The sequence below is a fragment of the Acidobacteriota bacterium genome (assembly GCA_038040445.1).
Lineage (GTDB): Bacteria > Acidobacteriota > Blastocatellia > UBA7656 > UBA7656 > Onstottus_A > Onstottus_A frigus.
Window position 1 is genome coordinate 254,837 of sequence record JBBPIG010000008.1, and the last position, 17,983, is coordinate 272,819.

Annotated in this window: 15 protein-coding genes; 3 read left to right on the forward strand and 12 right to left on the reverse strand. The window is 58.0% G+C overall.

Features of this window, described 5'->3' with window-relative positions; all coding sequences use genetic code 11:
- Positions 1 to 226: 226 nt before the first annotated feature.
- Complete coding sequence (locus tag AABO57_11555; GenBank protein ID MEK6286368.1) at positions 227 to 2,092, reverse strand: SPFH domain-containing protein; 1,866 nt, start codon at positions 2,090 to 2,092, stop codon at positions 227 to 229.
- Between the two features lie 138 nt (positions 2,093 to 2,230).
- On the opposite strand from AABO57_11555, the gene AABO57_11560 reads away from it, so the two are divergent.
- Positions 2,231 to 2,704, forward strand: coding sequence for a hypothetical protein (locus tag AABO57_11560; protein MEK6286369.1), 474 nt, complete (start codon positions 2,231 to 2,233; stop codon positions 2,702 to 2,704).
- 152 nt (positions 2,705 to 2,856) lie between these two features.
- On the opposite strand, the gene alaS is transcribed toward AABO57_11560, so the two are convergent.
- The 4 genes from alaS to AABO57_11580 all read right to left on the reverse strand — a co-directional run bounded on the left by alaS (position 2,857) and on the right by AABO57_11580 (position 8,280).
- Positions 2,857 to 5,541, reverse strand: a complete 2,685-nt coding sequence (alaS, locus tag AABO57_11565; GenBank protein MEK6286370.1) for an alanine--tRNA ligase — start codon at positions 5,539 to 5,541, stop codon at positions 2,857 to 2,859.
- 164 nt (positions 5,542 to 5,705) lie between these two features.
- Positions 5,706 to 6,419 (reverse strand): DUF4388 domain-containing protein, encoded by a 714-nt coding sequence (locus tag AABO57_11570; GenBank protein ID MEK6286371.1) that lies wholly within the window; start codon positions 6,417 to 6,419, stop codon positions 5,706 to 5,708.
- A 74-nt stretch (positions 6,420 to 6,493) separates the two neighbouring features.
- Complete coding sequence (locus AABO57_11575) at positions 6,494 to 7,108, reverse strand: regulatory protein RecX (protein MEK6286372.1); 615 nt, start codon at positions 7,106 to 7,108, stop codon at positions 6,494 to 6,496.
- Positions 7,072 to 8,280, reverse strand: coding sequence for a type IV pilus twitching motility protein PilT (locus AABO57_11580; GenBank protein ID MEK6286373.1), 1,209 nt, complete (start codon positions 8,278 to 8,280; stop codon positions 7,072 to 7,074). The genes AABO57_11575 and AABO57_11580 overlap by 37 nt, the downstream gene beginning before the upstream one ends.
- A 27-nt stretch (positions 8,281 to 8,307) precedes the next feature.
- Here AABO57_11580 and AABO57_11585 point away from each other — a divergent pair, with 27 nt between their 5' ends.
- Positions 8,308 to 8,460 carry a hypothetical protein gene (locus AABO57_11585; GenBank protein ID MEK6286374.1) on the forward strand — a complete coding sequence of 51 codons (153 nt, stop codon included), beginning with the start codon at positions 8,308 to 8,310 and terminating at the stop codon, positions 8,458 to 8,460.
- A 127-nt stretch (positions 8,461 to 8,587) separates the two neighbouring features.
- Here AABO57_11585 and AABO57_11590 read toward each other — a convergent pair whose 3' ends face one another.
- Both AABO57_11590 and AABO57_11595 read right to left on the reverse strand, forming a co-directional pair.
- Positions 8,588 to 9,778, reverse strand: coding sequence for a hypothetical protein (locus AABO57_11590; GenBank protein ID MEK6286375.1), 1,191 nt, complete (start codon positions 9,776 to 9,778; stop codon positions 8,588 to 8,590).
- 206 nt (positions 9,779 to 9,984) lie between these two features.
- Entirely contained in the window at positions 9,985 to 11,094 is a 1,110-nt protein-coding gene (locus tag AABO57_11595) for an aldo/keto reductase (GenBank protein ID MEK6286376.1), read from the reverse strand.
- Between the two features lie 234 nt (positions 11,095 to 11,328).
- On the opposite strand from AABO57_11595, the gene AABO57_11600 reads away from it, so the two are divergent.
- Positions 11,329 to 11,949, forward strand: coding sequence for a Uma2 family endonuclease (locus AABO57_11600; GenBank protein MEK6286377.1), 621 nt, complete (start codon positions 11,329 to 11,331; stop codon positions 11,947 to 11,949).
- On the opposite strand, the gene AABO57_11605 is transcribed toward AABO57_11600, so the two are convergent.
- The 5 genes from AABO57_11605 to purB all read right to left on the reverse strand — a co-directional run bounded on the left by AABO57_11605 (position 11,946) and on the right by purB (position 17,832).
- The gene (locus AABO57_11605) at positions 11,946 to 12,383 is read right to left on the reverse strand and encodes an NUDIX hydrolase (protein ID MEK6286378.1); all 438 of its coding nucleotides are present in this window, start codon (positions 12,381 to 12,383) and stop codon (positions 11,946 to 11,948) included. The genes AABO57_11600 and AABO57_11605 overlap by 4 nt on opposite strands.
- 102 nt (positions 12,384 to 12,485) lie before the next feature.
- Positions 12,486 to 14,771 (reverse strand): phosphoribosylformylglycinamidine synthase subunit PurL, encoded by a 2,286-nt coding sequence (gene purL / locus AABO57_11610; protein MEK6286379.1) that lies wholly within the window; start codon positions 14,769 to 14,771, stop codon positions 12,486 to 12,488.
- A gap of 654 nt (positions 14,772 to 15,425) precedes the next feature.
- Positions 15,426 to 16,133 carry a phosphoribosylformylglycinamidine synthase subunit PurQ gene (purQ, locus tag AABO57_11615; protein MEK6286380.1) on the reverse strand — a complete coding sequence of 236 codons (708 nt, stop codon included), beginning with the start codon at positions 16,131 to 16,133 and terminating at the stop codon, positions 15,426 to 15,428.
- Positions 16,134 to 16,207: 74 nt separating this feature from the next.
- Positions 16,208 to 16,459, reverse strand: coding sequence for a phosphoribosylformylglycinamidine synthase subunit PurS (gene purS, locus AABO57_11620; protein MEK6286381.1), 252 nt, complete (start codon positions 16,457 to 16,459; stop codon positions 16,208 to 16,210).
- Between the two features lie 77 nt (positions 16,460 to 16,536).
- A complete protein-coding gene (gene purB / locus AABO57_11625) occupies positions 16,537 to 17,832 on the reverse strand; it encodes an adenylosuccinate lyase (GenBank protein ID MEK6286382.1) in 1,296 nt (431 codons plus the stop codon).
- Positions 17,833 to 17,983 lie beyond the last annotated feature (151 nt).

Sequence of the window (17,983 nt, forward strand, 5' to 3'; positions counted from 1 at the left end):
CGTCAGAGCCTTCATCTGAGCCGTCCGGTTCGAGTAATGTGGGGACGCTTGATTATAGGTGCCTTCCGGCAGTCCCGCAATAGTTGCAACAGAAATGCTAGAATCTCAGCTAGTTGCCGGAGTGGCTCTTCTCGATGTACCGCTTGCGGGCGGAGGAGGAAAACTTCAGGGCGAGAAGGGACGCGGCCCGCTCTCGCGAGCGGGCCACCGAATCGAAGCACGACGCTTACTTCTGCTTTGAAAGCACTTGGCCGCCGTTGGTGGGTTTAGCTCCGAGATCGAGTCGCTCTCGAAACAGATTCAGCAACAGTAGAGTGCCGATGCCTCCCGCGCCATCGCCAGTCCCGCCCGTAGCCATCACGTCGGGCGTTATGCGCACTCCTTTTTCGCCGATCACCTTTAATATCTCGACCAGGGCCACCCCTTGCGGACCGATGGCGTTTACCTGCTCGGCGTAAGCCACCCCCTGAGCTTCACCCATCAAGCGGACCTTCTCTGCTTCAGCTTTGCCCGTAGCCAGAATGTAGCTCGCTTCGCCTTCGCCTTCCGCTTTGCGTTGCTCCGAGCGCTTGCCAGCGATCTCAACGCCGACAGTTGCTTCCATCAATTTAACCTGATTGTCGGCTTGCGCTCTGGTCCTCTCCAATTGAATGCGACGCTCTTCAGCTTCACGCTGCGCGTTGAACATGTGCTGCTTCTGCTCGGCGAGGATCTTTTCGGTCTGGGTCTTCATCAAATCTTCGGGCAGATGAATGTGACAAATCAAAACGTTCACCACGTCAACGTGATACTTCAAGAGGTGCGCTCGCACGCGAGCTTCGGCGCGCTCTTGCTCTTCGTGACGGTTTTGCAGATAAGCCATCGCCGACGACTCAGAAGCCTGGTTACGGAAGATCGAGTCGATCAGCGGGTGCATGACGTTCTGTATCAACCGGTCGACCGAGCCGATCTTTGCGACCATGAAGGGCGCGTCTTCCGGTTTGATGCGAAACACGACGCGCACTTCGAGCTGCATCGTGAATCCGTCTTTCGAAATCACCTCGAACGGATTGAACGTGTTTGCGACTTCGCCCGAAGTCCATTCAACGGTCTGATTCGTCGTTGGTATGACTATCGGCGTCACAGCGAGCGTGTTGACGTAGTAACGCCCTGGCCCGACTACGGTTTCCTGGATGCCGCGAAAACCGGCAGGCACTACGTAGGCTTCGTGTGCGCCTTGATCCAGCCGCCGGTCCGCAGGATCGTTGAGCGCGAGGTCTTGTTTGATCTCGGCCAAAGTCTCCTGGTCGTTGAGCCGCGCCGCGACAAGAGCTACTTGCTCTTGTTCTTCTCGCTCCAAGCGCTCGCGAATCTTTGCAGCCATTGCGCGGCGCACTTCTTCCGAAGGGTCTTTGCCGACATTTGAAACGATCACGGCGACTTCGCCCGGCTTGATCTCCTTCGCGGATTCGGGAATCACTTTGAACAGCATCGCGTTGATGTAGTAGGTGCCCGGAAGCAGTATGTCTTTCTGCGGCCCGCGCTGCCCGCCGTGGCCGATGAATTCGTTGCCGTCTTGAAAGTTGTCATGGCCCTCGACCTGAGTGGCGACGTAATCGCGCGGGTCAAGCGTAGCGCCGTCCAACGCCTCAACGAGCCCAATCTGATTCTCCTGAATGACTGTGGCGTCGTTGAGCCGCACGAAGAACAATCCCGGCTTTCTTTCGCCGCCTCCTTCAAGGGGCGTCGAGTCGGTCAGTATGCGATAGGTTCCCGGCGTAAGGATGTCGACCTGCGGGCCTTTCTGTCCGCCCGACGCAATGAAAAGCTCAGCGTCTTGAAAGTTTTTGTGATTGTCGATCGCCTTAGCAAGCAAACGGCCCGGGTCGAGTTGGTTGCCGTCGGCCGAGGTGACGATGCCGACCTTGCCCTGCGGGATGACCGTCGTCTTAGTCACCGATACACGAAACAGATAGGGGTGAATCGGCCAAAGGCCCGGCGGCAGCGTGCGAAGCTGAATGCCTTTGACGCCACCGCGTTTGATGAAAGCGATGGGGTCTTGAAAGTTATTGTGCGCGTTTTGGGCGCGATCGGCGGCGAAGATTCCTCCCACCTTGGCCCGGCTCCCTTTGGGCCGCAACTGGTCAACGTCTTCGTGACCTTTAGCAATGGTAAATCACTTTACCGGGGTTTCACGGTCGGCATAAGGAAGCGGTTCAGCAAGGGCTTTCAGATGGAAGGAAACTACGTTTTGTCTAAAGACCTGGACGACGATTCGAGCGAGCGCGACCCGTTCACCGACCGCACCTTTGACCAGACCGACCTCTCAAAGGACTATTCCCTCTCGGACCGCGACATCCGCCACAAGTTTAACTTCTACACCTACGCCGAGCTTGGTTGGGGGTTGCAAGCCAGCGCTCGAATCCAGGCGCGTTCAGCTCAGCCGATCACTCCAAGTCCTCGGGTCCTGAACTTTGTAGACCGCGGCCGAAACAGCGCGCGTAAGGACAACGAGTTCTTCTCGTTCGACTGGCGGTTGCAGCGGCCGTTCAAGTTTGGCGAGCGGATGGCGCTGATGCCAATCATCGAGATGTTCAACACGTTTAACAACAAGAACAACATAAACCCGCTTGCTACTCCGCCACTGACTAACTTCGACGGCTTCTTGAGGTTCGGAGTGGGCGATCCGCGTCAGCTTCAACTCGCGCTGAAGCTCACGTTCTGATGGATTAGTTGGACGACTTTCAATGACAAATGAACGCGGCTCACAGCCTCGGTGTTGTGAGCCGCGGTCGCTTATAGGTGTTTCTGAATCGCCGACTGGTCAGCAGGCTTGCCAATCCACGCCGGCCATCAGGCTCGTTACGGACAGTCTTGCTACTTCGCGAGCATTCGCTCGACCGTCTCGTAACTAGCCTCCAGAGCCTCATCCAGCTTCTCGGGCTTGTTGCCGCCGCCGGTTGCCATATCAGCGCGGCCGCCGCCTTTCCCTCCGACTATCCCGGCGATCTCGCGCACGATGTCTCCGGCCTTCAGCCGGCCGGTCAAATCATCAGTCACACGAGTCACAAGCGACGCCTTGCCATCGTTCGCCTGACCGAGCACGACTACACCTGACTTGAGCTTCTGTGAGAGCGAATCCGCGAGCTGGCGCATCCCGTTCGCGTCAAGGTTGGTTACGCGTCGCGCAACGACTCGAACCCCCGCGATCTCGCGCGCGCTGTCTGCGGCCGAAGCGGATTCCGCTTGAGCCATCTTCAGCTTCAACTGTTCTATCTCGCGTTCGTAGCGGCGCACCTGATCTTGAAGCTTGTCGACTTGAGCCGGAATATCAAGCAACGGGACTTTGAATCGCTCCGCCAGTTGTTCGATCACTTGCTCGTCAGCCTGGAAGCGCGCGATCGCGGCGTCAGCCGTCAGCGCTTCGATTCGCCGGACGCCTGCCGCGATCGAAGAATCGCTGATGATCTTGAGCGGTCCGATGTCTCCTGTCGCGTGAACGTGCGTGCCGCCGCATAGCTCCGTTGAAAAGCCCGGCACGCTGACAACACGTACATCCGAAGCGTACTTCTCTCCGAACAATGCCATCGCGCCTGACTTCAGAGCTTCTTCAAGCGGCCTTGTCTCAGTCTGCACGGCGCGATTATGGAGAATCTCGTTGTTGACCAGCCGCTCGATCTCAGCGATTTCGTCTTCGCCAAGCGGAGCGTAGTGGGTGAAATCAAATCGCAACCGGTCCGGTGCAACGAGCGAGCCCGCTTGCTTCACGTGTGGCCCGAGCACTTCACGAAGAGCGGCGTGCAGTAGATGAGTGCCGGTATGATTGGCTTTGATTTGCCGGCGGCGCTCGGCATCGACACGCGCGTTTATCGCGTCGCCCACGCGAAGCTCGCCCTGCTCGACTCTTGTCTTGTGAAGGTGATAGCCGGGTAGAACCGAGTAAGTGTCTTCGACTTCCGCGAGCACGTTCTCGCCTTCGAACACGCCCTTGTCGCCGATCTGCCCGCCTGCCTCGGAGTAGAACGGCGTACGATCCAAAATCACCTCGCCGCTTTCGTTCGTCGACAGCGACTCCCGTTGTTCGTCACCTGCGATGATTCCGAGCACGCGCGCGGCGTTGGTCTCAGTCTCGCGATAACCTGTGAACTCGGTACGCGGCAGTCCTTCCGCAACCTTCGCATAGATCTCACGCGCGCGCCGGCCAGTCTCGGCCATCGAAGGCGCGGTCTGCTGTTGAAGCTCGCGAAGCGCAGCGTCGAACTGCTTGTTGAACTCGTCTTCAGCGATCTCGGTGCCGTGCTGGCCTAACACCACGCGAATCAGGTCGCGCGGCACGCCATACGTGTCGTATGTGCGAGCAAGCTCAGCCATCGGCGGAGCTGCAGGAGCGTGGCGCTCAAACAACTCAGCAAGCCTCGGCTCGCCAACGGTTAGTATCCGGCTGAAGCGTTGTTCCTCGCCGCGAACGGTCTGTTCGATTAGATGTCGCGACGCGATCAGCTCGGGAAATGGCTCGCCCATCAAATCGACTACGAAGTCGGTGACCTTGTGAAAGAACGGCGGCTTTAGACCAAGTTCTTTTTCGCCGTGATAGATTGCGCGGCGCATTATTTTTCTCAGCACATAGTTGCGCCCGACGTTGCCAGGCGCGATGCCATCCGCAAGCGAGAACGCAGTCGCGCGAGCGTGGTCGGCGATCACTCGCATTGACATACCAGCAGGCGAATCGTACTCGTATGACGTGTCGGCAAGCTTCGCGATGAAGTCGATGATCGGCTGCACAAGATCGGTATCGTAGTTTGACTTTACTCCCTGGAGCACGGCCGCGAGCCGCTCGAGTCCCGCGCCCGTGTCCACAGAAGGCGCGGGAAGCGCGTCGAGCTTGTACGAGCCATCGGGAAGCTGCGACCGATTGAACTGCATGAAGACCAGGTTCCAGATTTCCATCGTCGTGTCGCCCTGTCCGTTCACATATTCGACACGATTGTGTTCAGGATCATCAGGCCGCTCGCCCATATAGTAATGAATCTCGGAGCACGGCCCGCACGGACCGGTCTCGCCCATCTGCCAGAAGTTGTCTTTGCGGCCGAACCGGAGAATTCGCTCGGGCCGCGCGCCTACCTGCTGCCAATACCGCTCGGCTTCTTCGTCGGGAGGGACCTCGTCGTCTCCTCCAAAGACTGAGAACCACAAACGCTTGGGCTCAAGTCCGAGTTCGTTCACCAGCAGGTCCCACGCGAAGTAGATTGCTTCCTTCTTGAAATAATCGCCGAACGAAAAATTGCCGAGCATCTCAAAGAAAGTGTGATGCCTGGCCGTGCGGCCGACTTCATCGAGGTCGTTGTGTTTGCCTCCCGCCCGCACGCACTTCTGCGACGAAGCCGCGCGCTTATAGTCGCGAGTCTCGAGGCCTAGGAAGACGTCCTTGAACTGATTCATCCCCGCGTTGGTAAACAGCAGCGACGGATCGTTCGAGGGCAACAGCGGCGAGCTTCTGACGATGCGATGGCCGCGGCCAGCAAAGTAGTCGAGGAACTTCTGTCTGATCTCGTGTCCAGTCATAACGGTTGTCTTTATGGTTCGAACTTGAAAGTTGAATTATAGCAAACGCAGGCGGGAGAGGGGAGAAGCGCAAAGAGCGAAGAGCAAAGGGCAAAGGGCAAAGGGCAAAGGGCAAAGGGCAAAGGCTCTGCGCTCTTTGCCCTATGCTCTTTGCCCTTAGCCTCTTATCTCTGGGCGGCGGTTTCTTCGTCCTTTACGCGCAACAGGTCGAGCATCAACGACATGTTGCTCGGAGCGTGGATCGTGCTGGGATAACGAGTGGAAGTTCTCTTGAATTCGAACGAGCCTTCGCTGACGTCCAAAAAGTTCTTGAGCGCTTCGGTACCCGAGCTCAAGCCCGAATGCGCTCCGACGATCTGGCCGTCATTGAAGTGAATCTCACCGGTTGCCGCGGTAGACATCAGCGCGAGCGCGCCGCCAAGCCGATTGTTCTCGATTATCTGTATGAGGTCGAACATGCTGACGACCGCGAAATTCCCCAGCAGGACGTCGTCAGGCGTGTTCGAGCCGTTCGGTCGGCGCCCGCTCACCTCGCCGGTTCCGGAAGGCGTTTCCGCCGAAAGCGGCGGTTTGCCGTCGATCAGCCTTTCGAGGGCAGCCACGTGGCCTCGCTGTAGATCCAGGAATCGCACGCCCATACCCATCTGTGGCATGCTGTAGCGCACTTCGGCCGTGGTCTCGATCAATGTATCCAGCACGTAGAATCTGAGCCTTAATATGGTGCCCGGCGCATAGCACGTCAACGAGTCAACAAAGGCACCGGAAACGCTGAGGTCGTTGATTCGCGTGGCCAGGCGATTGAGGCCAGCACCTTCACATTCGACTTCGCAAACGTAGCTTATTCGCTGTGCTTCGCGTCTGTCCTTACCGTACCTCATCGCCCTCCCGTTTCAGTTTCCGGAGTTCGTATCAGCTCTTACTGGGCTTACTGGTTGCCTCAATCCAGAAGTCTCTAATCGCTCGGGTCATCTCCGTCTGGCTCCGTCTTGAGCGCCCGGAGCTTTCGCGAAATCAAATCGTACTCAAATCCGAGCCGCGCAAGGTGATCGAACATTCGTTTGGCAGCGGCGCGGTCTGCCGGGCGGCCGTGCGTTCGTATGCGTCGCCCGATTGCTCGGTCTATCAGGGTTTCTTCCGCGACCTCGCCAAAAACCAGATCCAGGGCGTCGTCAATCCTGTTGCGGGAGACTTTTTTGACGGCCAGCTCGCGCGCTAGCCTGGCCCGGCCCAGCGGCTTCAAGCGAACGCGATAGCTCGCGTAGCTATGCGCGAACAAATCGTCGTTGACGTAGCCCAGTTCCTTTAGCCTCTCAATGCATTTCTCAACCTGATCCGTGTCTGACCCTCGCCTCGCGATCAGCTTGTCGCGCAACTCGCCTTCGCTGCAGGCACGAGTCGCGAGTATCTTGAGCGCCGCCCCCATCACTTTATCAGCCGGCGGCTCGGCGCTGTGTCGTCCGGGTTCATATTCGTCTGTTCCGAGCCGACCGCGCGCCGGGCGCTCTTCGAGCTTCCGGCCGCGTGTTCCGGTTACCTTGTTACTTGCTCTGTGCCTTCCAAAAGCCAATTGACGAATTGCTTGGTCTCGGGCTTGGTTGCATCCAGCGACCCGGTGCGTTTTCGTGATCGCTCCATGTCTTCGCGAGCCTGGTCCGATACCGATCTGACGCCGGAAACTCTTAGTCGGAATTCATCGGCATTGGTAGCGCCGTTCAACGCCTCTTCGAATGTTATCAATCCGCGAGAGTACAGATCAAACAACGACTGGTCGAAGGTCTGCATCCCGTACTGCGAAGTGCCCTGCGCTATTGCTTCGCGTATCGTCGCGGTTTTCTCCGGGTGAATGATGCAATCGCGTATGTACGGAGTCACTATCATGACCTCGACTGCCGGCACTCGCCCCTGTATCGCGTCAGCCGCGCGCACAAGCCTCATCGAGATCACCGCTTTCAGCACGCTTGCAAGCTGCAAGCGAATCGCTCGCTGCTGATGCGGTGGAAAGACGGATACGATGCGGTTGAGTGTCTCGGTTGCGTCGAGCGTGTGCAGCGTGGATAGGACCAGATGGCCGGTCTCGGCTGCGGTGACCGCAGTCTCGATCGTCTCGTAGTCGCGCATTTCGCCGACAAGTATGACGTCGGGATCCTGTCTCAACGCCCCGCGCAGCGCTTCTGAGAAGCTTCGTGTATCGACATCGACCTCGCGCTGGTTCACGTAAGACTTCTTGTCGCGGTGCAGAAACTCGATTGGGTCTTCGATTGTTACGATGTGCCCGGTGCGAACGCGATTCATGTAGTCGATCATCGCGGCGAGCGTCGTCGACTTTCCCGATCCAGTCGAGCCGGTGACCAGCACGAGACCGCGGTTTTCGTCGGCGATCTTCTCGATCACCGGCGGCAGGCGCAGCTCTTCGGTCGTTCGCACGGTTGTTGGAATGACTCGCAGCACCATTCCGACGGTGCCGCGCTGCTGGAATATGTTGCAGCGGAACCGGCCCAGCCCGGATACACCGTACGCGATATCAATCTCAGAATTCTCGTTGAACCGCTGCTTCTGGCGGTTGTTCATTATCGAAAACGCCATGTTGAGCGAGTCTTCGCCCGCCAGGCGTTGCGCCTCCACCATCGGCTGAAGATCGCCGTTGATGCGGATGAACGGAAAGCTCCCGGCCTTGATGTGCAGATCAGACGCGCCCTTGCTGCACGCGATTGTCAACAACTGGTCGATGCTCGGTGACATTCTCTTTGCCTCGGAAGGCGGTCTACCATGAACCGAAAATCGGGGACAGTTTTCGGAAGGTTTGACGGCAGACAGGCTGAGTCGATCATCAGGAGCCGAATGGTCGTCGGAATCGGAGGAGAAGGGGCATTCGCCGAAGCCGCAAAACCGCCGGTTAGAAAAGTACGCGCGCGGCGGTGAGCTTCGATAGTATAAGGTTAGCCGAATGTCGGGGCAACAGTAATGATTGGGTAGCACAGACTTTAGTCTGTAGCTGGTAGTTGCTTTTGTACCAAGTGACCGGACACAGACTAAAGTCTGCGCTACGTCATTGTGGCGGGGTGCCGGACTGCGCGGACCAGGCGCGGAACATCTCGGCCGCTTTTGCGCGAGGAACAATCAAATCCGTATCAACGCGCTTGCCCTCGTTCTTTACCTTTATCAGCTTTAGCAACTGGCCCAGATCCGGGCTCTTTTCCTTCATTCGCAGGGCCCAAAAGAGCACGTTCAGCAGGTCGGACTTTGCCTTGGCGATTTCCGGCGTCGGAGCGAAGGCCATAATTCTAATCCGCGCGATGTCGTCGGTAATGTCGAGACTAATCGTCGTCGAAGAAAGTTCAGAGACTTGCCCGAGCGCGTGCGATTCGCCTATGTTCGAGAGTATCTCGAGCGCGTTCCGGTCTATGACCTTCGAACCAGACGATTTGATGATTCGGATGTTTTCAAACGATCCGTCGGGCATGACCTTGAACCCGGCCATCATCGAGAACCTCACCTCCGGAATATCAAGCCCGCCGGCGTCGAACAGCTTGTACAAGTTGCCGACCGTGTCTTTGATAGGAGCTATGTTGATCTCTCCGAGCTTAGTCTCCGTGGCTGGCTTGTTCTGAGCCGCAACCTTTGCTGCTTCTTCAGCGGCCTTGCGCTCGGCTTCTTCTTTCTCCTTCTTTTCCTTCTCGGCCTTCTCCCGCGCCAGCGCCAACTCTTTCTTATGCTTTTCTGCACGCGCGCGAACTTCTTCCAGCGTCATCGCCGGTCCGCTAGGCGGCCCCCGCAACATCTGCGGAGGGTAATATAGCTTCGCAATTAGCGTGTCCGGGTCAAACTTTTTGTAAGCCTTGTTGACCACTCGCAAATGCGCGAACTGCGAAAAAAATGCCAGGTAGGATACATATAGGCCTAGCGCGAGGTAAACGACAGCCAGGGTCGCAAGTATCGGCAGGAAGCGGCGTCTGCGGTTGACTTCTATTTGATCGGTCGCAAGAGCCCCCTTGATTGTTTCCACCGGGTGAGCCAGCGATGCCCCGACGAGTTTAGCGAACTTGATCGGGAACCAATCTTCAATGCGATCTGGCAGAAAAGCGACGCGGAGATACGACAGAGGTCCCGCGCCGAGCTCACGAGCGGTCTCGGCCAATGCGGAAGCGAGTCGCGAGGCTGCACCTGGCAGCGGCATTATCCAGATTATCTTGTCCGGATTCGGAACATCCGAAGTCGTTGTATGGGCATCGCTCTTCATCAAGAAACTCTACCAGGCGGTGTCTTGCGCGCATCCGCTCGTTGCATTGCACTATTACTGTCTAATTGTACATTACGCAGCGCCGAATCGAGAAAGTGCAAAAGACTAAGTAGGCCGGACGAGTATGAACGGGTTGAGAGCGGGTACAACTTATCGCAGTCTTCACGCAACATCAATCGTTTACGAACGGCGGCCCTGTCGCGCGCTCAAGTTTCGTCGCTCGAAAACATGCTGAAGAATTCTTCAACGGATGCGATTGGAACCGCGCCAACCGCCATATTCTCGTCGACGTGCGAGCGCTGAGCCATCCCAACGAGCGCGGTTGTGACGCCGGGAGTCGAGCGCACGAACTGAATCGCCCGCTGAGCGTCGGTGCTCAACCCTTTCAATGCTTCACCGACGAACGGCGGAAGGTGTTGACTCAGCTTCGCCTGCAACATCGACGCGCTGCACATAACCGTGACGCCAAGCCGAGCGGCGGCCATCAAGAGTGAAAGTTGCTCGCCCTCAACAAGCTGATTCGCGTTTGTTAGCGCTTCGGGCATTGCGAGGTTGTAAGGCAACTGAATAGCTCTGAAGTGATGCTCTTCGCCTCCCGCCTCGCGGGCGATCGCCACCATCTCTGCGAGCGACAGGTACCCGCCCGACCCCTGCTGCTGTCGATACCCATTCCATGTAGCCGTGCCATACGAGCCGATGCGTCCGTCCACGGCCGCGCGCTCGAGGACTTCAAAAGCGGCACGCACTCGCTTGTTGAACTCATCGCGCGAGACCGCTTCGAGCTGGGACTCCGGATTGTGAATGTAATAGATGTCGATCGTCTCGAGGCCGAGGTTTTCAAGACTGCGAGCGAGTTGGTCTTCAAGATAGCGCGGCGTCATGCAGTGGCTGCCGCCAACGATTTCCTCCGCTTGCGCAAGACCCTTGTTGACGACATTCTCGAGGACCCAGGCTCGAGGGTCGCGCGGCGGTTCGTCTTCGAAAGGAAAGAACCCGCCCTTTGTCGCTACAACGATCTCGTCGCGCGAGGCTTTGCCTGCTTCGAACTGGTCTTTGAGCGCGGCGCCTATCGCCCGCTCGCTGCGCTGGAAGCGATAGTTGATGGCCGAGTCGATGACGTTGCAGCCCAGACCGATCGCGCGCTTGATAGCCTCTTGATAGCTTCGATCCGTGTGCTCGTCCCAGTGACCGAGATACGTGCCGAGCCCTATCGAAGAAACGAGCAAGCCATCCCGTTCGTGGAAGTGACCTTTAGCGACCGTCGAATTCATCCGCTGGGCGTATCGTCGTGTTCCCATTGGAGTAGCTTTGCTCATGTCGCTTTCTTCATCCTCAGTGGCCGAGATTCTAACAGAGAGACGTTGACATTGAACACGCGAAGGCGCTTGCCGGCAGTTCGCTCCTGCGAGCTTTGCGGACCTTAGCGATCTTTGCGCGAACCTGTTAGTGCTTCTCGCCGATGAACGCAGGACCTGAACGCATATTGGCTTTGGTGGGATTCGCGGGAGACCATAGGCGTGCTAGAATGCCAACATCCTGGGAGGTTCATAATGAGTGGCGTCGTAGCAGAACTCCAACCGCGCGAAACAGGGCTCACTCTGCATTTGAGTCCTGCCGTTGAGTTGACCGACCAGCAGTTCTTCGAATTGTGTCAGCTCAACAGCGATCTCCGGCTGGAGCGTACTGCGGAAGGGGACATCGTAGTTATGCCGCCTGCCGGGGGAGAAACGAGTAACCGCAATCTCGGAATATCAGTTCAGCTCTATAATTGGACGAAGCGAGACGGGACCGGGACTGCCTTTGAATCCTCGGCCGGTTTCAAGCTCCCAAATGGAGCGGATCGTTCTCCGGATGCTGCGTGGGTGTCGCACGAGCGTCTGGCTCAACTGACCCCGGAAGAGAAGCGCAAGTTCATTCCGCTGTGTCCCGACTTCGTGATTGAGTTGCTTTCTCCATCGGATTCACTCGCGGCCACGAAAGCGAAGATGGCCGAGTATATCGAGAATGGCGCGCGCCTGGGATTCTTGATTCACCCCGACGCTAGACGCGTGTATGTCTATCGTCCAGGAGTACCGATCGAAGAGTTGAAGAATGTGAATGAGGTGTCGGCCGACCCAGAGCTGCCCGGCTTCACACTCGAGCTAGCCGATGTCTGGGAGCCGAACATCTAGCGGATCAGTTCCTTCGCCTTCTCTACAATTCGCTTCTCACTATCAAACGCAAGCAGCTTGATCGCATCGCTGATCTCGACCCAGCGCGCTTCGTTTACTTCGTCGTCGTGGCCGCTGACATCGCCCGACTTGTAGCGAAGCAGGTAGAAATAGACAAACTTGTGATAGCGGACCCGCCCGCCTTTCTCTTTCGCGAAATACCAGTACTCGACCTTATCGATGCGGTCGACGACTTCGGTATCGGCACCTGCTTCTTCGCGGACTTCGCGAACGGCGGCGTCTTCGGTTGATTCGTTCTTATCGACAACCCCCTTCGGCAACTGCCAGCGGTTGTCTCGGCCGACTGAGATGAGCGCGACTTCGAGTTTTCCGCCTTGCTTGCGGAACGCGACACCGCCCGCGGAGATTTGCAGCTTGGTTGGGACCTTGCTCACGGAGTTAACACTACCGGCTGTCCTTTGGGGCTGGCCCTCATTGAGACCAGAGAGCTTGATGGGGGAGCGGCGACAAAGGGTAGCCCATACAACCGACTCGCTTCATCTCTTTTCGGGGGCGACGAGCGACTGGATCTCGAGCATCCGCGGGAGCACCGTGCGCCAGGCGGATTCAACTTCTGCTACGCGTCGATCGACTGCGCGCTCGCCGTTTACATCTATCACCAATCGCTCGCCTCCGGTGCGCCCGATCACCGCGGCCGCGACGTCGTGCTCCCGAGCCAGCCTCACGATCTGATCGACGTTGCTTTGCGCAGCCGACAACACGATGCGCGAAGGCGTCTCGGCAAACAACAATGCGGCCGCCGACAGCTCGCCTTCGAGGTCCACTTCACAGCCAACCGCGTCTCGACCATAGGTTGAGAAGCAGCTCTCGGCAATCGTTACCGCAAGCCCTCCATCCGAACAATCGTGAGCCGACTCGACAAGCCCAGCCCGAATGATCTTCAAACAAGCTTCATGGACCCGCTGCTCGAGTTCCAGGTCGAGCTGAGGCAAGCTGCCCTCGAGACGTCCAAGCATCGCCGCCGCGTAGCAGCTCGCTCCCAGATCGTTCGCGGTCTCACCAAGCAGGATAACCGCGCGGCCTTCTTGCTTGAACCATTGAGTGGTGATGTGACGCGAGTCTTCAACCACGCCGACCATCCCGATCACCGGCGTCGGATAAATTCCGCGGCCATCCGTCTCGTTGTAGAAGCTGACGTTGCCGCCCGTCACCGGCGTGCCGAACATTTCGCAAGCTTCGGCCATCCCATCGATCACTTCGCTGAATTGCCACATTACTTCGGGCCGCTCGGGCGAGCCGAAGTTCAAACAGTTCGTCAGCGCTAGCGGGCGCGCGCCGCTGGCGACAAGATTTCTGCACGCCTCCGCGACGACCAGCCTCGCACCTGCTCGCGGATCAACCTGACAGTAGCGCGCGTTCGAGTCCAAAGTCATTGCGAGCCCCCGCCGCTTCTCCTTAATCCGTATCACCGCCGCATCCGAGCCCGGCAGCACCACCGTGTTCGTTCGCACCATGTGATCGTATTGTCGATAGACCCATTCCTTCGCCGCGATTGGCGGCTGCGCGATGATGCGCATGAAGGTCGAGCCCAATTCTGCTGTAGACGATTCGACCTGGGTGACTTCAATTGGAGCGGCTGCGTCGGGTCTCTTCATCGGCCGGTGATAGACGGGCGCCTCGTCGGTCAGCGCTGAGTTGGGAATATCCGCAACTGTCCGCCCGCTGTGCTTCACTCTTAAGTGGCCATCATCGGTAACGTGACCGATGACCACCGCGTCAAGCTCCCATTTCTTGAAAATGTCGACGACTTCGCGCTCGCGGCCGGCTGCGGCGACGATCAGCATGCGCTCCTGCGACTCCGAAAGCATGATCTCGTAGGGCGTCATCCCCGTCTCGCGCTGCGGCACATGTTCGATGTCGATTTCGACGCCGTTGCCGGCGCGCGAGCCCATCTCACACGATGAGCTGGTCAAACCTGCCGCGCCCATATCTTGAATGCCGACGATCGCGCCCGCGCGCATCGCTTCAAGACAGGCTTCGAGTAACAGTTTCTCAAGGAACGGATCGCCGACTTGAACCGTCGGCCGCTTCGATTGAGCTTCTTCGCCGAACTCTTCGGAAGCCATCGTCGCGCCATGTATGCCGTCACGCCCGGTTTTGGCCCCGACGTAGATGACCGGATTGCCAACCCCCTCCGCGCGGCCATAGAAAATGTGGTCCTTGCGCATGATCCCGAGCGTGAACGCGTTCACCAGTGGATTGCGCGAATAGCACTCGGCAAATCCGACCTCGCCGCCGATAGTCGGGACGCCGAACGCGTTGCCGTAGTCCCCCACGCCTTTTACGACTCCAGCCATAATCGCTCGGTTGCGCGCAATCACCGAGCGCTCTTCAGCCGAAGCATCTTCGCCCGCGGCGAGCGGGCCAAAGTGCAATGAGTTCATTGCCGCAAGCGGCCGCGCGCCCATAGTGAACACATCGCGAAGTATCCCGCCGACGCCTGTTGCCGCTCCCTGATAAGGCTCGATGAACGAAGGATGATTGTGCGATTCGATCTTGAACGCGGCCGCCAGCCCTCCGCCGATATCGACAACGCCGGCGTTTTCGCCCGGGCCCTGGAGCACGCATTCGCCCTTCGTCGGTAGCCGCCGGAGATGGACCTTCGATGATTTGTACGAGCAGTGCTCTGACCACATAACCGAGAAGACGCCAAGCTCGGTATAGCTGGGCTCGCGACCCAGGAGTTCTACTATTCGGTTGTACTCTTCTTCGGTGAGTCCGTGGCTTTGAATGAGTTCGGGAGTGATAACAGGTTCGCTCATAAGGTGGTACGTGTTTGTAGAACGGATGGAAATGGTTGACCGATATGCTACCCGACTGGGTCAGCCTCTATCAAGCGGCACGGGAACTCAGCGCTTGTTCAACGCGCAGATCTACTTCAACTTTGCTTGGTCGAGGGACTACCTGGTGACGGGTCGGGTCGTGACGGGCTCAGCGAAAGCGCCGCCGGTGAACTGCAGGAGGCTGAACGGAGGGCGGCGCACGCCAGGCAACGCGCCGATGGAGAGTTGGGTCAGGGAGGGCGGCTCCTTATTTGGACTGCGCCGCCCTCTAGCGACGACGTCCTTCGACTACAAATCGGCGGCGCTTTGTATTCCGCCGTCTGCGTTGCCAGCAATCCAAAGCGCCGCCGAGAGGAATAGCCCGGGTCGAGGGCGGCGCAGTCCAGATAGCGTGCTGACGGAGAGAAAAGTTGGTTGAGGGCGGCTGCTCATTTGGACTGCGCCCGCCCTCTAGCGGCGACGTGCTTCGACTACAAACCAGCGGCGCTTTGTATTCCGCCATCTGCGTTGCCAGCAAATCCAAAGCGCCGCCGATAACTAGTTAGAGGAATAGCCTGGTCGAGGGCGGCGCAGTCCAAATAGCGTGCCGCAGGAGAAAAAAGTTGGTTGAGGGCGGCGCAGTCCACATAGGACTTAAGACGCCTTCGCAAGCTCGGCCAGCGTGTCCGCAAGCGAGTAAAAAATAATCCGCCCGTCGCTGCTTCCCAATAGCTGCTCGCTTGCGCGCTCGGGGTGAGGCATCATCCCCAACACATTCCGCTCGCGATTGCATATCCCGGCAATGTTATCGAGCGAGCCGTTCGGATTTGCATCAGCCGCCAGATTCCCATTCGCATCCGAATAGCGGAAGATGATCCGGTTTTCGCGGTGCAGCTCGGCGAGGGTATCGGCGTCGCAGAAATAATTTCCATCGCCGTGCGCGATCGGGACCGAGAGCACTTGCCCGCGCTGGCAGCGATTCGTGAACGGCGTGTCGGTCGCTTCGACGCGAATGTTGACGTGCTCGCAGATGAACTTGAGGTTCTTGTTTCTCAGCAACGCACCCGGCAACAAGCCGGCCTCGCACAGGATCTGAAACCCATTGCAGATTCCCATCACCAGCCCGCCGCGCGAGGCGAACTCTTTGACCGCGCCCATCACCGGACTGAAGCGCGCGATGGCTCCGGTCCTGAGATAATCTCCGTAAGAGAAGCCGCCCGGCAGTATTACTGCATCGCAGTCGGCGACCGAGTTCTGTCGATGCCAGATGAAATCAACGGGCTGGCCGATTACTTTACTGATTACGTGGTAGGTGTCATGGTCGCAGTTTGAACCCGGGAACATCACTACGCCGAATTTCATTTACTCCTCCGATTCAGGGGCTAGCGGTTTTGGGATTGCCGCGCCGGGGGTTCGTAAGCGGAATTATCTCACGATCAAGAATCGGAATCTAGCTCGACCAGATAGTCTTCGATGATCGGGTTGGCGAGAACATCCCTGGCCATGCGCTCGATTTCGGCGCGGGCTTCTTCGGGGGAGAACGAGTCGTCGATAGTGACGACGAAATACTTGCCTTGGCGGACGTCTTGAATCCCGCGGTAACCGATCGTCTCAACCGCGTGATGAATCGCCTTGCCCTGAGGGTCAAGCACGGAAGGTTTGAGTGTGACGTAGATCTTGGCTTTCATAATCAGAGGTCAGAAGTCAGAAGTCAAAGGTCAGAAGTCAGAGGGTCTGACCTCTGATCTCTGACTTCTGACCTCTGTCATTCTTCAAACACTCGCGCGAATATCTTATCAACGTTGCGGAGCTGTTTGCTTAGATCGAACAGCGCGTCAAGTTCTTCGCGCGAGAGCTTGTCCGTTACGCGATTATCGTTCATTACCAGATCGTGGAAATTCGCGCCCTCATCCCAAACCCTCATTGCAAGCGGCTGGATGATCGCATAAGCGTCTTCGCGTGACACTCCCTTGCGTGTCAACTCCAGCAACAACTGTCCGCTTGCAGTCACGCCCCCAAGCGATTCCAGGTTAGCGCGCATGCGGCGCGGATAAACCGCCAGGCCGTCGATCAACCACTCGGTCTTGTTGATCAAGTAGTCGGTAAGGATGCACGAATCTGGCAGGATCACTCGCTCGACCGACGAGTGCGAGATATCACGCTCATGCCACAGCGCGATGTTCTCGAATGCCGCCTGCGAGTTTGCTCGAACAACTCGCGCGAGCCCACATATCTGTTCGGAGGTGACCGGGTTGCGCTTGTGCGGCATCGCCGATGAGCCCTTTTGCCCGGCCGCGAACGGCTCTTCCACTTCGCGGACTTCGGTGCGCTGGAGGTGACGCACCTCGAGCGCGGTCTTTTCCATCGACGACGCGATGATCGCGAGAGTCGCGACGAATTCAGCGTAACGGTCGCGCTGAATTATCTGAGTCGAGATTGGCGCGTGCTTCAACGCGAGTTTCGCGCATACTCTCTCTTCGACTTCGGGATCCAGATGAGCGAACGTCCCGACCGCGCCCGAAAGCTTGCCGTAGCTGATCGCTTCACGCGCGTGTCGCAGCCGCTCTTTGTTCCGTTCGTTCTCGGCGTAATAAACCGCAAGCACCAGACCGAACGTCGTGGGCTCGGCGTGAACGCCGTGGGTGCGCCCCATCATCGTAGTGTGCTTGTGCTCGATCGCGCGACGCTTCAGCACGATGCCCAGCCGGTCCAGGTCTTCCAACAACAGCGTCGCCGCGTCGCGCATCAACAAGGCGTTTGCTGTATCGACTACGTCGGACGACGTGAGGCCGTAGTGAACCCAGCGCGATTCGGGGCCGATGCTTTCAGCGAGCGCAGTGGTGAATGCGATCACGTCGTGGCGGGTGGCGCGCTCGATCTCATTGATGCGCTCGACAGAGAAGCTCGCCGTGCGTTTTATCTTATCGACGGCGTCGCGCGGAATCGTGCCCATGTCGGCGTGGACTTCGCAGACAGCGATCTCGACGTCGAGCCACTTCTGAAATCTGTTTTCGTCTGTCCAAATCGCGCCCATCTCGGGGAGCGTGTAGCGTTCAATCATAATCAGGTCGGGGGTTGGGGGGTAGGGGTCGGGGTCGCAACCAGGCCCCAAACCCCAAACCCAAAACACCCCCTAAAAAATTTAAAACAAAAAAAAAAACCCAAAGCCCCCCCGGAACACAAAACAAAATAAGATCACGGAAAACAAAAAA

Coding starts and splice junctions, on each gene's coding strand:
- alaS (MEK6286370.1), bottom strand. CDS start 5,541: ATGACTGGACACGAGATCAGACAGAAGTTCCTCGACTACTTTGCTGGC.
- AABO57_11590 (MEK6286375.1), bottom strand. CDS start 9,778: ATGAAGAGCGATGCCCATACAACGACTTCGGATGTTCCGAATCCGGAC.
- AABO57_11585 (MEK6286374.1), top strand. CDS start 8,308: ATGAACCGAAAATCGGGGACAGTTTTCGGAAGGTTTGACGGCAGACAG.
- purS (MEK6286381.1), bottom strand. CDS start 16,459: ATGAAAGCCAAGATCTACGTCACACTCAAACCTTCCGTGCTTGACCCT.
- AABO57_11600 (MEK6286377.1), top strand. CDS start 11,329: ATGAGTGGCGTCGTAGCAGAACTCCAACCGCGCGAAACAGGGCTCACT.
- AABO57_11580 (MEK6286373.1), bottom strand. CDS start 8,280: ATGTCACCGAGCATCGACCAGTTGTTGACAATCGCGTGCAGCAAGGGC.
- purB (MEK6286382.1), bottom strand. CDS start 17,832: ATGATTGAACGCTACACGCTCCCCGAGATGGGCGCGATTTGGACAGAC.
- AABO57_11570 (MEK6286371.1), bottom strand. CDS start 6,419: ATGAGGTACGGTAAGGACAGACGCGAAGCACAGCGAATAAGCTACGTT.
- purQ (MEK6286380.1), bottom strand. CDS start 16,133: ATGAAATTCGGCGTAGTGATGTTCCCGGGTTCAAACTGCGACCATGAC.
- purL (MEK6286379.1), bottom strand. CDS start 14,771: ATGAGCGAACCTGTTATCACTCCCGAACTCATTCAAAGCCACGGACTC.
- AABO57_11595 (MEK6286376.1), bottom strand. CDS start 11,094: ATGAGCAAAGCTACTCCAATGGGAACACGACGATACGCCCAGCGGATG.